A 13,190-nucleotide genomic window follows, 5' to 3' on the forward strand; every position below is an offset into this window, starting at 1 on the left:
CCTCCTTTCGGGCATGCGCGAGCCCCTCTTCGGTGGGGCTGGGTTCTTCGGGAACCAAGGTGATCCGCCCTGGCAGGGGCGGTGTTGCCCGGTCTTCGGACCGGGTTCTTCACCGGGCGGGCTGGACACTCGCCGGGTGGTGGCAGAGATGCGGCGCGCAGGCCGAGGTGCTGGACACACCAGGGTTTGCTGCCGCGGGGCAGCCCACGGGGGACTGCCTGCTGTCAGGTCATGCGCTCATGGGGCTCCAAGGTGGCGGGCGGTCGCGGTGGTCAGTGGCCCATGCCGGCGCCGCCGTCGACGGGCACCACGGCGCCGGTGATGTAGGCGGCTTGCTCGGAGGCGAGGAAGGCGACGGTCGCGGCGATCTCCTCGGGGCGGGCGAGGCGGCCGAGGGGGATCTGGGTCTTGAGGTTCTCGAGCTGCTCCGCGGTCAACTGCTCGCTCATGGACGTCTCGGTGAGGCCGGGGGCGACGACGTTGAAGGTGATGCCGCGGGAGCCGAGTTCGCGGGCCATGGAGCGGGCGAAGCCGACGAGGCCGGCCTTGGAGGCGGCGTAGTTGGCCTGGCCGCTCTCGCCGCGCAGGGCGACGGCGGAGGAGATGAAGACGACGCGGCCCTTCTTCGCGCGGAGCATGCCGCGGGAGGCGCGCTTGGTGACGCGGAAGGCGCCGGTGAGGTTGGTGTCGAGGACGGAGGTGAAGTCGTCCTCACTCATGCGCATCAGGAGCTGGTCCCTGGTGATGCCGGCGTTCGCGATGAGGACCTCGACGGGGCCGTGCTGCGCCTCGACTTCCTTGAAGGCGGCGTCGACCTGGTCGGTGTCGGTGATGTCGCAGCGGACGGCGAGCAGACCCTCGGGGGGCTCGCCCGAACGGTAGGTGACGGCGACGCGGTCGCCGGACTCGGCGAGGTGACGGGCGATGGCGAGGCCTATGCCGCGGTTGCCGCCGGTGACCAGGACTGAACGGGACACGGGATGGCGCCTTTCTGTAGTGCTTTGCAGGTATTTGTCGTGAATTAACTGGCCCGGCGAGTGCCGGAACGGGTGAGGTGTCCACTCATCGCCGCGGCGGTGTCCATGACGGCGGTCACGTAGCGGGCTCGGGTGGCGGCCCGGCGCATGGGCACCTCCTTGGCCAGTAGCGCCACGGATCCGGCGACGGCCGAGCCGTACCAAATGGGCGCCGCGATCATGGTGCGACCCGCCAGCGGGGACGGACCGATGGCGTGACCTTCCTCACGGATCTGTGCGACGTCGATCTTGTTACCGCCGACGGAGCCGAGACAGGCGAAGATCGCCAGGCCGGCGGCGTCATCCTCCAGGGGCGCAGATTCAAGAGAGCGCAAGGCGGTCTGAGGCGAAGTAAGGACCTCGTCAGCGTGTGGCCCGTATGCCCGTTCCGCGCAGATCCTCATCGGAGTGCCGATCAGGTGGGGTCGGTAAACAAATGCGAGCTGGCCGGTTCGCGACTGTAGTGTGACGATCTCGGCCCTCACAGCAGGAGAGGGCGGGCCAGCCTGGAGGGGCTGGGCGGGTGTCGACGAGGGGGGACCGTGCAGCGCGTCAGTCAGCGCGTAGCCAGCGCGCGGCCCAAGCTGCTCCACGGCGCCCTCCCGCATCAAGGCCTGCAGATACCGGTGGGCAGTCGCCGCGGGAAGGTCCGCGGACTCGGCGACTGCGGCCAGGGGATGTTCACCCGGCCCAAGGCTGATCAGTGCTCTGAGCACCGCCATGGTGCGTCCCACGGCTCCACCGACGCCGCCGGCGCGGTCGGGCGGGGTGGCAACAGGCTGCAGCAACGCGAACTCCCCCTCGCGGTTGTGGAGGACCCTCGCGTCTCCCACAACGCGGATGCGATCCAATGGCCGATTCTTCCCGGCCAAGATCTCGCCCACCAGGCTCTGAATTTTCCGGTCCCTGAATTTCAGGAGCGCGCACTTCCGGTATATCGCGTGGCTGGTACGGGGATGGCACCACGGGGAAGGGTTGAAAGTTGAATCAGAAGGAGGCCTTGCAGCAGCTGCTGCAATGGAAGCGGGGACAGATAGACCCGGTCGAGCTCGGCTGGCCCAAGCGCGTCGGCCGGGGTCGGCGCTCGCGCGGACTGTCGCAGGCGCAGGTGGCGCAGGCGCTGTTCGTGACGGAGAGGACCTACGCCGAGTTCGAGCGCGGGAACACACCCCAGCCGAGCAGCGAGTTCCTCGACAACGTGGCCACGGTACTCAAGATGAATGAGCGCGAGAGGAACGTGCTCTACGTCTACGCGCTCGGCTACGAGCCCCCGTTCCCCATGGATCCGTGCGCGGGGACGAACGTCGACCCGGCATGGCAGCTGGCCGTGAACGGCGTCTCCGGGCAGCCCTGCTACATCAACGACGTCGCCTGGAACGTGCTGGCGGCAAACGACGACTTCAAGCGGATGTTCCCGCAGGTCGAGGGCAAGGCCCCGGAACTGCCCGAGCGCAACCTGATCCGGTGGATGCTCCTACGGGAGGACGCGCGCGAGCACCACCTGGTCGACTGGGACACGCGATGGGCCCCACAGGTCGCGGCCCAGCTGCGCACGGCGGTCGCCGCGCACCCAGAGAACGAAGATCTCCAGCTGCTCGACAAAGAGGTCAACGACGACCCGGTGGCGGGGCCCATCTACCGTGACCACAGCCTCGCGTACATCCACCCCGACGGCGACGCCCGGCCGATGCGGCACGCCGGCTACACGCCGCCGCGCAACGGCGAGGACCACCGCAGCCGCTGCTGCGAGCGCCACGCACCGTCTCAGCTGGGCACGGTCACCATGTGCGCCGCCCAGCCGTTCGGCAGCCCGGGCGCCCGGTTCTTCCTCCTGCCGTTCGCACCCCACCACTGAGGTCGCGCCCGCGGCTGCCCTGGCGGAGGGATTTCCTTGGGGCGGCCGCGGCACGCACAATGCATGCCCATGGCAACCACTGACCTGAAGCAGATCGCCCCCGGCATCTTCGCCTGGCAGCCGGGAAACAAGGCGACCTGGGGCATGGCCAACTGCGGTCTCGTCGTCTCCGAGGGCCAGGCCCTCGTCATCGACACGCCCTACACCCCCGCCCTGACCGACGCCTTCCTCACTGCAGCCCGCACGGCCGCAGGGCCGGATGCCCTACTGGACCGGGTCGCCGTCACCCACGCCAATGGCGACCACACCTGGGGCCTCCAGCAGCTGCCCGGCGCCGACATCTTCGCCACTCGCGCCGCTCTTGAGCACCAGTGCCTCGAGCCGAAGCCTCAGCAGCTTCAGGCACTCATCCACGACACCGACCCCGGCCAACCGCTCGGCTGGTACTTCCGGGAGCACTTCGGCAACTTCGACTTCACCGGCATACAGGTACTGCCGCCGACCACGACGTTCACCGGACGCCACGACCTCACGGTCGGCCAGATGCCCGTCGAGCTCCACGAGGTCGGCCCCGCCCATACGGTCGGCGACCTCATCGTCCATCTGCCCCAGCAGCGCGTGGTCTTCGCCGGCGACATCGTCTTCGCCGGAGACCACCCCTCGCACTGGGCCGGTCCGCTGGAACACGTCTCCGCCGCCTGCGCCCGGATCCTGGACCTCGACCCCGAGTGGATCGTCCCCGGCCACGGCCCGCTCATGACCCCGGCCGACCTCCAGGACTACGTGGCCTACCTCGACGACCTCGCGGACCAGGCCTACGTGATGCACGGCCAGGGCCGGACCGCCGTCGAGGCGGCACGCATCCTGATCAAGGAGGACCGCTACCCTGGCCTCGGTCTCCCCGAGCGGCTCGCCATCACCCTCAGCACCGAGTACCGCCACCTCGACCAGGACTCCACCGCCCCGGACCTGCTAGAGCTGATGAATCACGCGGCACACATCGCCTGGGACCGCTCCTCCACCGGCCCGACCACGCTCTGAGCCCTGCCCGGCAGCCGCACCTCGCCTATTCCGGCAGGTGAAACAGCGCGGCCCCAGCGTTCCGGTCATTGAAATATGAACCGCTTGCGCGGCGTGCGGGCTTGCACTGCGCTCCCCGGGGCCGGTCAACTACCGACGTCGGCGCGCCGTGCACGCACGGGGGAGCGCCGCCCAGGCACCGAGGGCACTCCCACGCCCGTTGACGTGCGCGGTCGAGCAGCACGCGTTGCTGGACTCGATTCCGGATGCCGCCGCTGGCCCCCCGGCGGCGGCATCCGCTCGCAGCCGCCTCGACCAGGGAGAGTTATGACGCCCGCCGCCAGCACCTTGCCGGTCCCCGCCGCCGTCCCCGAGTTCCTCGCGCCCCGCATCCAGAACCTCCGCCACACCCTCCTCGCCGGTGGGCGCGAGGAAGCCCTCACTCTCGCGCGGATCCTCAGCGAGGAACTCGCCGAGAGCCATGGCCCCCTGCACAACTACACGCTCCACGCCCTCGAGCTCGTCGCCTTCTGCGCCCAGCTCGCCGGGCACCCCACCATGGCTACCGAGGTGTCGGTCTACACCGCCGCAGCCTGGCAGCGGGTCCTGGAACCCAAGCACCGCCAGATCCGCCGGCAGGCCCGCAACGGCGCCGCCTCCTGGCTCACCATCACCCACGCGCCCGACGCCGTCAGGACCGGCGCGGCTCTTCTGGCGCTGCTGCAGTCGGTTTACGGCAAGGACCACCCCTCCACCCCCTTCGTCGAACGTCGACTTAACGCCATCACCGGCTCAGACCGCGAGGCCGCCGAAAGGGCCCTTAGGGCTTCCGGTCCGGCCCTCATGATCAAACCCTGAGGCCCTGATCAAGGCGTTCCCAAACCACCTACGCCGGAGGCATATACCGGAAGTGCGGCTACAGGAAAAAACGGGACCTGGCTGCATCTGATCTTTCTGGCCAGAATCAGGCTCGGACTGATCGCGTTGTGGGAGACGCCCAGTCCCAGACCGCGAGGGGGATTTCGCGTTGAACCAGACCACCGTCGGCTTCACGACCTGGAACGTCAGCTTCGCAGAGACGGCTGGCGCCATTCCTGTCGTGCCCTTCGGCGTGCCCGAAAACGGCCCCCCGCCCGCAGCGCCGCGGCACCTCGCCGGCCTGCCGACCGGCGCCCAGTGGCCGGCGAAGTCCAGCCTCGCCGTACGCGCTGCAGGTGCCGCGACCGGCTCCGGCCGCGCCCTGGCCTGAGGCAGCTCCTCCGTTTCCTACGATCCAAGCCGTCACCACTACTCACAAGGGGGATACGCCAGTGTCGATCTCAACCGCTCACGACACGACTCGCTGGCTGCGCCGAGCGGTGGTTGCTGCCACGGCTCTCAGCGTCGCGGTCACGGCTACTGGCTGCGGAGGCGGCGGCGAGGAGAAGAAGCCGAAGGCCTCCGCCAGCCCCAGCGCCACCAAGAGCTCCGACCCACAGGCCACGGCCAAGGCCGAGGTGTTGGCGGTCTACCGCAACTACTGGGAGGCGCAGGTCAAGGCATACGCGAAAGCCAGCCCCGTCGACACGGGCCTGGACAAGTACGCCTTCGACAAGGCCCTCGGCAAGGCCGAGTCCGAACTCGTCGCGCTCAAGTTGAACGGCAACGTCATCAAGGGTGAACCGAAGCTCTCCCCGGAGGTCACCGCGGTCAGCCTTGACGAGACGCCGAAGAAGGCCACCATCACCGACTGCGTCGACGTGAGCAACTGGAAGCTGGTCAAGGAGAAGACCGGCGAAGAGGTGAAGCTGCCCAAGGAGCGGCTCACCCGGTTCGTCACCACCATCAACGCCCGGACTGTCGGCGACAAGTGGATGATCACCGAGACGCAGCAGCAGGACCGCACATGCTGACCCGCAAGACCGCAGCCGTCATATCCGCGCTCGCCGGCATCATCTACCTGCTCCTCCCCTCCCAGGCCTGGGCAGATGGAGGTGACACGGACGTCGGCTCCTGCAACAGCGCCTGGATCTGCGCCGGTGTGGAAGTCCCCGGTGGAAACGGCGGAGGCAACGGTGGCGGTGGCGGTGGCGGCCACAACGGCGGCGGAGGTGGCGGCGGCGGCAAGGGCGACGGCAAGACCTGCGAGACCGGCGCGAAGGAGCGCCCGGGAAGCCCGGGCTGGGAGTGCTACATCCCTGGCGTCGGCACCTGGAGCGAATCCTACGGTTGCTACATCCGCAAGCTCGACCCGCAGCCGCCAAAGTCCGACCCCATCTGGGAAGGCCACACAACCGGCGCGATCTACGCCTTCGCATGCATGTCTCAGATCCACGCCCGCCCCACTCCCACCGACGGATTCGCCCGCTGGTCCGAGACGGACCCGCTCGGGCAGACCGGTCCGTCGGCAGCCGAGCTGGCCCAGCGCGCGCTGAGCATGATGCGCCTGGACGGCGCCAAGATCGGCAGCGCTCCCCCGGCCGGCTCCAAGGGTCTTATCGGCATGCCTGTGTGGCTGTGGACCGAGCAGACGCCCAACACGTGGGGACCGCTCTCGACCACCGCGTCGGCCGGCGGCCTGTCGGTGACGGCGACCGCACGCGTCAAGTCCATCACCTGGGCCATGGGTGACGGCACGTCCGTGACCTGCACGAAGCCCGGAACGCCGTACGAGAAGTCCTACGGGAAGCAGGAGTCCCCGGACTGCGGCCACACCTACACCAAGGTGCCCGACGGCGGCTCCTACAAGATCACCGCGACGAGCACGTGGGTGATCGACTGGACCGCCACCAACGGTGAGACGGGCACGCTGCCGAACGAGACACGCACCGCCGGAACCGCGATCAACATCGGCGAGCTCCAGGTCGTCAACTAACGAGGAAAACAGCAACCATGGCGACGACGTTCGCGAACAAGAAGCCAGCCGAGAAGGCGCCCGCAGCAGCCCCCGGGCCGCTCCCGATATCCCAGGACGCCCCCCGCCGCCGGCGACGGCCGGTCGTCGTCGGCGCCGGCCTGGCGCTGGCCGCGGTCGGCGCGCTCCTCGCCGTGTGGCAGGTCGACGAGGCCGGGAACCGGGTTCCCGTGATCGCGTTGGCCCACGACGTCAAGGCGGGCCAGACCGTCAAGAAGAGTGACCTGGTCGTGGCGCAGATCGCTCCCGACGCCGCGCTCGCACCGGTGCCGGTCAGCCGCAGCGGCGACATCGTCGGCAAGACCGCGGCCGCCGACCTGCCCAAGGGAAGCCTCGTCACCGACGCCTCGGTCCACGAGGGCACCCCTGTCGCCAAGGGCCGTGACACCGTGGGCATCCTGGCCAAGCCCGGACAGCTCCCTGCGCAGCGGCTGCGCACCGGCGACGCGGTCGCGCTCGTCCACACCCCGCAGGACGACGCCGAGGCGGCGAAGTCGGGCACACAGAAGGCTCCGGACAGCATCAACGCGGTGGTCGTCGGCCTTTCGTCCCCCGACGCGAACGGGGCCGTCGTCGTGGACGTCGCCGTTGCGGGAACGGACAGCCCGTCCCTGGCCACCTGGGCGGCCAGAGGCGCGGTCACCGTCGTGCTGAAGGCGGCCGGCTGATGTCGGTCATCGCGCTGGTCTCCGGCAAGTCCGCCGGCGTCACCTGCTCCGCACTCGCCCTCGCGCTCTCCTCGCCGAAGCCCTCCCTGCTGGTGGAGGCCGACCCGGCGGGCGGCACGATCCGGGCCGGCTACCTCGGTGGCGAAGGCAACGCGTCCACCGGCCTGCACCGCTTGGCGGCCGCGGACCGACAGGGCACGCTCGCCCGCGAGTTCAGCCAGCACTTCGTGAGCCTGGACCGAGATAACACCGGGCAGCGGCTGCTCCTGCCGGGCCTGACCGACCCCACCCAGGCCGCCTCGCTCAGCCGCACCTGGGAGCCGATCTCCCGGCTGCTCGGCGTGATGGACCAGACCGGCCACGACGTCATCATCGACGCCGGACGCATCCTGACGGAGTCGGAGACCCGGCTGTCCACGACCCGCTACCCGACACCGCTGCTCCACCGTGCCGACGCCGTGCTCATGGTGGTGCGCACCACCCAGGCCTCCATCACGGCGGCGGCGCCGGCCATGCGGGTCCTCAGGGAAGAGCTGGCGCACCACGGAACGGGCTCCGATGCACTGGGCCTCCTGCTGATCGAGGAAGGGCCCTTCAACAGCAGCCAAGTCCAGCAGTACCTCCAGGCCCCCGTGGTCGGCATGCTCGCGTGGGATCCCGACAGCGCCGACGTCTTCACCCACGGGGCTTACAAGAAGCTGCCGCGCACGCTGCTGCGCTCAGCCCGTACGGCCCACCAAACGATCAATGAGCTGGTGACCAGGCGCCGCGTTCAGCTGCAGCCGGCCGCAGTGCCGACGCTCGCCGGGAGGGCATCATGACCGACACCCGGCCGGAATCCCCGGCCACCGACTACACCGCCCTCTTCACCCAGGCCCTCAGCGAGCACTCCGCGCAGGGCGCGCCGGTCCTTCGGCCGGTTCCCGCACAGGTGTCCCCAGCTGGCCTGCCCCAGAGCGTTGCTGCCCTCGCCGACGCCTCTGCCCCGGCCACGCTCCCGGTCGGGCACGAGGTGCTGGCCGAGCTGCGCTCTCGCGCCAGCGTGAAGATCGGCGAGGCCGCAGGCGCCGATGCGTCCATGACCGAGCAGGACCGCCGGCAGCGCGGACAGTCGATCATCAGGCAGGTCGTCTCGGAATGGGCGACGAAGTACGCCGCCAGCGGCCAGGACCTGACGCCCCAGCAGGAGCGTGCCGTTCGTGAGGCCGTGTTCGACGAGCTGTTCCGCGCCGGCCGTCTCCAGCCGCTCCTGGACGACCCGAACGTCGAGAACATCATCATCTACGGCGACAAGGTCCGGGTCGACTATGCGGACCGTCCAACGCGCACCTGGGACCCGATCGCGAAGACCGACCGGGACCTCATCAACCTCATCAACCACCTCGCGCGTATGCAGGGGCAGGGCGAGCGTGCGCTGACGCCCGCCACGCCGAACCTGAACCTCCGGCTGGCCGACGGCTCCCGCCTGGCGGCCTCGGCGTATGTCACGCCGCGGCCGAGCATCGTCATCCGCCGCCACCGCACCCGCGGCCAGGGCCTGGACGACCTGGTGCGGTGGGGCACGATCGACGCCTCGCTCGCCCACTTCCTGCGGGCTGCGGTCAAGGGCCGCAAGAACATCATCGTGGTCGGCTCCCAGGGCGTAGGAAAGACGTCCCTGTTGCGTGCCATGGCCCGGGAGATCCCGCGCAACGAGCGGGTGGGCACGCTGGAGTCGGAGTACGAGCTCCACCTCCACGAGGACCCCGAGGGCCCGGAGGTTGTCGCCTACGAGGGCCGCGAGTCCAACGGCGAACGCGGGGCGGACGGCAAGCTCCAGGGTGAGCTGACCCTGTCCGACCTCTTCCCGCAGCTGCTGCGTATGTCGCTGCGGCGTGTGATCGTCGGCGAGGTCCGCTCCAAGGAAGTCGTCCCGATGCTGCACGCGATGAACGAGGGCGAAGGCGGGTCGATGGCCACGCTCCATGCCCGCAGCCCCCAGCTGTCGATCGAGCGTCTGGCCACCCTGTGTCTGGAGGCGGGCATCGGCATGACCGAGGCCTTGGCCTACCGGCTCATCGCGCAGGCCGTTGACTTCGTCGTCTACGTACGTCTGGTCGACGAGACCGAACTCGTCGGCCCGAACGGCAAGCCGGGACGCAAGCATCGCTTCGTGTCGCACGTCATGGAGATCACCGGCATCGGTGAGGGCGGCCGCCCCTCGTACCAGATGGTCTTCGCCCCGCGCGAGCAGGACGGCCGCCGTGAGCCTCGGGCCGTGCCGCACGGCAACATCTCCCAGGCCTGCCTGGAGGACCTGGTGCGGGCCGGGCTGGACCGCAGCGTCCTGCAGCGGCCGTGGGGAAGCTGGGGTGCTCCGTTGGAGACGGTGGTGCCGCTGTGACGCTCACCTTGAGCTCTCTGATCGCCGCGCTCGGCGGACTGGCCGCCGTCGGCGGCCTCGTCCTGGCTGTGGCCGGTGGCGTCGGCTGGGCACCCTCGACCACCGTGCGCCGCCGCAGTCGCCTGGAGCGCAAGATCCGTGCCTTCTTCGTCAAGGACGCCCGCACGCCCACCTCTTGGTGGGCCCGCGGCCAGGCCCGGTTGGCCGGCGCCGTCCTGGCGGGCCTGGGAGTGTGGCTGTTCACCGGCTGGCTGACCGGCGGGCTCGTCACCCTCGCCGTCGTGCTCGGTCTGCCCTGGCTGCTGAACACCTCCGGCAGCGGCAAGTCGCAGATCGACAAGCTCGAAGCGATCGAGGAGTGGGTGCGGCGCATGTCCGACATCCACACCGTCGGCGTGAGCCTGGAGGCCACCATCCAGCGCAGTCTGGAAACCGTCCCCAAGGCGATCCGCGAGGACGTACGGCTGCTCGTCTCGCGCCAGCAGTCCGGCTGGGTGCCCCAGGACGCCTACCGGGCCTTCGCCGACGACCTCAACGACGCCATGGTCGACGAGGTCGCCGCCCTGCTGATCCTGCACGTCGAGGACCGCGGCAGCGGCCTGAGCAAGGCCCTGCGCGAGCTCGCCGATGCCCTCCAGCACGAGGTCCTCGCGCGCCGCGAAGTCGAAGCCGACAGGCAGAAACCGCGGACGAACGACCGCTGGGTGACCATCTTCTGCCTGGGGATCTTCGGCATCACCGCGTTCTCCGGGACGTATGTCGAGCCCTACAACACCCTCACCGGGCAGCTCGTCCTGGCCTTCGTCGGCGTCGCGTTCGTTCTGGTCAAGATCTGGATGCGCCGCATGGCGATCATCGAGCCCGCGCCCCGGTTCCTGTCTCCTGCCGACCGCTCCGGCGGCCCGATCGCCGAGGAGGCGCCGTGATCTTCTCCCCTTATGCCGTCATCGGCGGCGCCGTCGCCGGCCTCGGCCTGGTGATCGCCGCCCGCGGCATCCTTCCCGGACGGCCCGACCTCGGCGACGTCCTTAACCGGATGGACGCCACCCGGCTCGAGAACCTCGACCGCAACCGGGACAGCCAGCCCAACACGCTGATGGAGAAGGCCGGCGCGTTCCTGCTGCGCACCGCCGGGGAAGGCACCCTGCGCCTGCCCCGCCAGCAGCTGGAACTCGTGGGCCGGTCCCCCGCCGCCCACCTCGGCCGCAAGCTCGGACTCGCCCTTTACGGGCTGCTGCTGCCCCTCCTGGTGGTGACCCTGGCGAACTTGGCCGGCTTTCCACTGCCATTCGCGATTCCGGCGATCGCCAGTCTCGGTCTCGCGGTTGTCTTCTGGCTCCTGCCCGACCTCCAGCTCAAGCAGCAGGCGGTGGAGGCGAAGGAGGACTTCCGGTATGCCGTCAAGGCTTACCTGCGCTTGGTCCAGCTCGAACGTGCCGCGGACGCGGCCCCGACCCAGGCCCTGAAGAAGGCTGCCGAAGTCGGGGAAGGCTGGGTCTTCGCGAAGATCCGGGACACCATCACGCGCGCCGAACTCGAAGGCATCAGCCCGTGGGAAGGCCTCAAGCGTCTGTCCCTCGAGCTCGATGTCCCCGAACTCGGAGCACCGGCCGACATCATCGCGATCGCCGGCGAGGAGGGCGCGGCCGTCGGCGACACCCTCGGCGCGCAGGCCAAGTCGCTCTCCGGCGCCCTGGTCACCGCCGCGAAGGCCCAGGCGAACATGGCATCCGAAAAAATGGTGATGCCCGTCGCGATGCTGGTCCTGATCATGACTGTCTACATCGGCTACCCCGCGCTCTCGCGGATCATGGCCAGCTAATTCCGTTAAGAGACAAGGAAATTCACGATGGGTACCGACCCGAACTTCACCTTCCTGAAGGCATTCTTCAGCGCCCGGATCGACCGGCTGCGCAACGTCCGCGACGACCGCGGCGCCATATCGATCGAGACCATAATGATCATCGCCGGTCTCGTCGTCGCTGCCGGCGTGGCCGTCGCCATCATCGCCACCAAGGTCAGCGAGAAGGCGGCAACGATCAAGTGACCCGCCTCCGCAGGGCCGTACGGCGCTGGTCCCGCGCGCTCGCAGAACGCGACGTGCGGGACCGCGGAGCCTTGTCCCTGGAGATGCTGATCGTCTTTCCCGTCGTGCTCCTGGCCATCCTGCTGGTCGTGCACGTCGGGCTGTGGTGGCACGCGCGCAATGTGGCGATGTCGGCCGCCCAGCTGGGAGTGGAATCGGCCCGCGTCCGGGGGGCGTCCGCAGGCACCGGCACCGCCGAGGCCCGCGACTTTCTCTCCCGGGCAGGCAGCAGCATCTCGGGTCTGTCCGTCAGCGGCAGCAAGGGGGAGACGGTGCGGATCCGCGTCACCGGCTACGTCGACACGATGATCCCCGGCCTGAAGCTCAAGATCGACCAGCACGCGGACGCGGCCACCGAGCGCATCACGGAGGCCCGGTGACCATCGCCCGAAGGCTCAGGGACGACCGCGGCGCGCTGTCGCTGGAAGCCGTCATCCTGTTTCCCGTCCTCATCATGGTGCTCCTGCTGGTCATCGCGTTCGGCCGCATCGGATCCGCCAGCAACGCCGTCGACACCGCCGCCCGCAACGCCGCCCGCGCCGCCTCGCTGGAACGCAGCGGCGGCTCGGCCAGCAGCGCCGGTTCACAGATGGCGCGCAGCGTCCTGAGCCAGCAAGGGCTGGAGTGCACCTCCACGTCCATCTCCATCTCCACCGGCGGGTTCTCCGCACGGATTGGCGAGCCGGCCTCCACCACCGCCACGGTGACGTGCACGGTCCGCCTCTCCGACATCGGACTGCCTGGACTGCCCGGTTCCAAGACTCTGACCAGCAGCTTTACCTCGTCAATCGACTCCTACCGCCAGCGCGGCTGACAGGACCACCGCATGACACCCGCCCGCTTCGCGTTCACCCGCCGGATCCGTCGCGCCCTGCGCGACGACCGCGGGTCGATGAGCCTGTTCGTTCTCGTCACCGTCGTGGCGCTGTTCCTCGTGGCAGCGCTCGTCTACGACGGCGCCGGCAAACTGCGGGCCCTCACCCACGCCGAGGGCGTCGCGCACGAGGCCGCGCGGGCCGGCGGCCAGGCCGTCGATGCGGGCAAGGCCATCTCCGGCGGAGGCATCACCGTCGACCGCAACGCCGCGGTCGCCGCCGCGCGGAACTACCTCAGCCGCGAAGGTGTCAGCGGCACGGTGAGCGTGAGCGAGGACGGCGGGTCCCTGGAAGTGACCGTGACCGAGTCGTACCGCGCCCTCTTCCTAGGCGGCGCCAGCGGCACCGTCACCGGCCACGGCAGCGCCAACCTGGTCTACCGAGGGTGACGATC

At 69.6% G+C, this 13,190-nt stretch carries 17 protein-coding genes and 1 pseudogene; 15 read left to right on the top strand and 3 right to left on the bottom strand.

Annotation, left to right across the window (positions count from 1 at the left end):
* Positions 1-272: 272 nt before the first annotated feature.
* The 3 genes and pseudogenes from AB0C59_RS06005 to AB0C59_RS06015 form a co-directional block, all read right to left on the bottom strand.
* On the bottom strand, positions 273-977 hold the full coding sequence (locus tag AB0C59_RS06005; protein WP_030381002.1) for a beta-ketoacyl-ACP reductase: 705 nt from the start codon (positions 975-977) through the stop codon (positions 273-275).
* 44 nt (positions 978-1,021) lie between these two features.
* Positions 1,022-1,351 (bottom strand): hypothetical protein, encoded by a 330-nt coding sequence (locus AB0C59_RS06010; RefSeq protein ID WP_355272918.1) that lies wholly within the window; start codon positions 1,349-1,351, stop codon positions 1,022-1,024.
* Between the two features lie 258 nt (positions 1,352-1,609).
* Positions 1,610-1,900: pseudogene (locus AB0C59_RS06015) on the bottom strand (helix-turn-helix domain-containing protein); the annotation flags it as partial.
* A gap of 98 nt (positions 1,901-1,998) precedes the next feature.
* Here AB0C59_RS06015 and AB0C59_RS06020 point away from each other — a divergent pair.
* The 15 genes from AB0C59_RS06020 to AB0C59_RS06090 all read left to right on the top strand — a co-directional run bounded on the left by AB0C59_RS06020 (position 1,999) and on the right by AB0C59_RS06090 (position 13,185).
* Complete coding sequence (locus tag AB0C59_RS06020) at positions 1,999-2,871, top strand: helix-turn-helix domain-containing protein (RefSeq protein ID WP_363001336.1); 873 nt, start codon at positions 1,999-2,001, stop codon at positions 2,869-2,871.
* A gap of 69 nt (positions 2,872-2,940) precedes the next feature.
* Positions 2,941-3,912 carry an MBL fold metallo-hydrolase gene (locus AB0C59_RS06025; RefSeq protein ID WP_355272699.1) on the top strand — a complete coding sequence of 324 codons (972 nt, stop codon included), beginning with the start codon at positions 2,941-2,943 and terminating at the stop codon, positions 3,910-3,912.
* 306 nt (positions 3,913-4,218) lie between these two features.
* On the top strand, positions 4,219-4,749 hold the full coding sequence (locus tag AB0C59_RS06030) for a hypothetical protein (RefSeq protein ID WP_355272696.1): 531 nt from the start codon (positions 4,219-4,221) through the stop codon (positions 4,747-4,749).
* A gap of 169 nt (positions 4,750-4,918) precedes the next feature.
* Positions 4,919-5,140 (top strand): hypothetical protein, encoded by a 222-nt coding sequence (locus tag AB0C59_RS06035; RefSeq protein ID WP_030381007.1) that lies wholly within the window; start codon positions 4,919-4,921, stop codon positions 5,138-5,140.
* Positions 5,141-5,201: 61 nt separating this feature from the next.
* Positions 5,202-5,783: a hypothetical protein gene (locus tag AB0C59_RS06040; RefSeq protein ID WP_030381008.1), complete on the top strand. Its 582-nt coding sequence runs from the start codon at positions 5,202-5,204 to the stop codon at positions 5,781-5,783.
* On the top strand, positions 5,777-6,745 hold the full coding sequence (locus AB0C59_RS06045) for a hypothetical protein (protein ID WP_030819445.1): 969 nt from the start codon (positions 5,777-5,779) through the stop codon (positions 6,743-6,745). The genes AB0C59_RS06040 and AB0C59_RS06045 overlap by 7 nt, the downstream gene beginning before the upstream one ends.
* A gap of 17 nt (positions 6,746-6,762) precedes the next feature.
* On the top strand, positions 6,763-7,452 hold the full coding sequence (locus tag AB0C59_RS06050) for an SAF domain-containing protein (protein WP_030819446.1): 690 nt from the start codon (positions 6,763-6,765) through the stop codon (positions 7,450-7,452).
* A complete protein-coding gene (locus AB0C59_RS06055; protein WP_030381011.1) occupies positions 7,452-8,273 on the top strand; it encodes a hypothetical protein in 822 nt (273 codons plus the stop codon). The genes AB0C59_RS06050 and AB0C59_RS06055 overlap by 1 nt, the downstream gene beginning before the upstream one ends.
* The gene (locus AB0C59_RS06060) at positions 8,270-9,835 is read left to right on the top strand and encodes a CpaF/VirB11 family protein (RefSeq protein WP_355272688.1); all 1,566 of its coding nucleotides are present in this window, start codon (positions 8,270-8,272) and stop codon (positions 9,833-9,835) included. Before AB0C59_RS06055 ends, AB0C59_RS06060 begins: the two co-directional genes overlap by 4 nt.
* Positions 9,832-10,761 carry a type II secretion system F family protein gene (locus AB0C59_RS06065; protein WP_030819450.1) on the top strand — a complete coding sequence of 310 codons (930 nt, stop codon included), beginning with the start codon at positions 9,832-9,834 and terminating at the stop codon, positions 10,759-10,761. The genes AB0C59_RS06060 and AB0C59_RS06065 overlap by 4 nt, the downstream gene beginning before the upstream one ends.
* The gene (locus AB0C59_RS06070) at positions 10,758-11,657 is read left to right on the top strand and encodes a type II secretion system F family protein (protein WP_051842860.1); all 900 of its coding nucleotides are present in this window, start codon (positions 10,758-10,760) and stop codon (positions 11,655-11,657) included. Before AB0C59_RS06065 ends, AB0C59_RS06070 begins: the two co-directional genes overlap by 4 nt.
* A gap of 27 nt (positions 11,658-11,684) precedes the next feature.
* A complete protein-coding gene (locus tag AB0C59_RS06075) occupies positions 11,685-11,882 on the top strand; it encodes a hypothetical protein (protein ID WP_355272684.1) in 198 nt (65 codons plus the stop codon).
* Positions 11,879-12,301, top strand: coding sequence for a TadE/TadG family type IV pilus assembly protein (locus tag AB0C59_RS06080; protein ID WP_030819454.1), 423 nt, complete (start codon positions 11,879-11,881; stop codon positions 12,299-12,301). The genes AB0C59_RS06075 and AB0C59_RS06080 overlap by 4 nt, the downstream gene beginning before the upstream one ends.
* Positions 12,298-12,735, top strand: coding sequence for a TadE family protein (locus AB0C59_RS06085; RefSeq protein ID WP_355272681.1), 438 nt, complete (start codon positions 12,298-12,300; stop codon positions 12,733-12,735). Before AB0C59_RS06080 ends, AB0C59_RS06085 begins: the two co-directional genes overlap by 4 nt.
* 12 nt (positions 12,736-12,747) lie before the next feature.
* On the top strand, positions 12,748-13,185 hold the full coding sequence (locus AB0C59_RS06090) for a hypothetical protein (RefSeq protein ID WP_030381018.1): 438 nt from the start codon (positions 12,748-12,750) through the stop codon (positions 13,183-13,185).
* The last annotated feature ends 5 nt before the right edge of the window (positions 13,186-13,190 follow it).

The organism is Streptomyces sp. NPDC048664 (genome assembly GCF_040650555.1).
Lineage (GTDB): Bacteria > Actinomycetota > Actinomycetes > Streptomycetales > Streptomycetaceae > Streptomyces.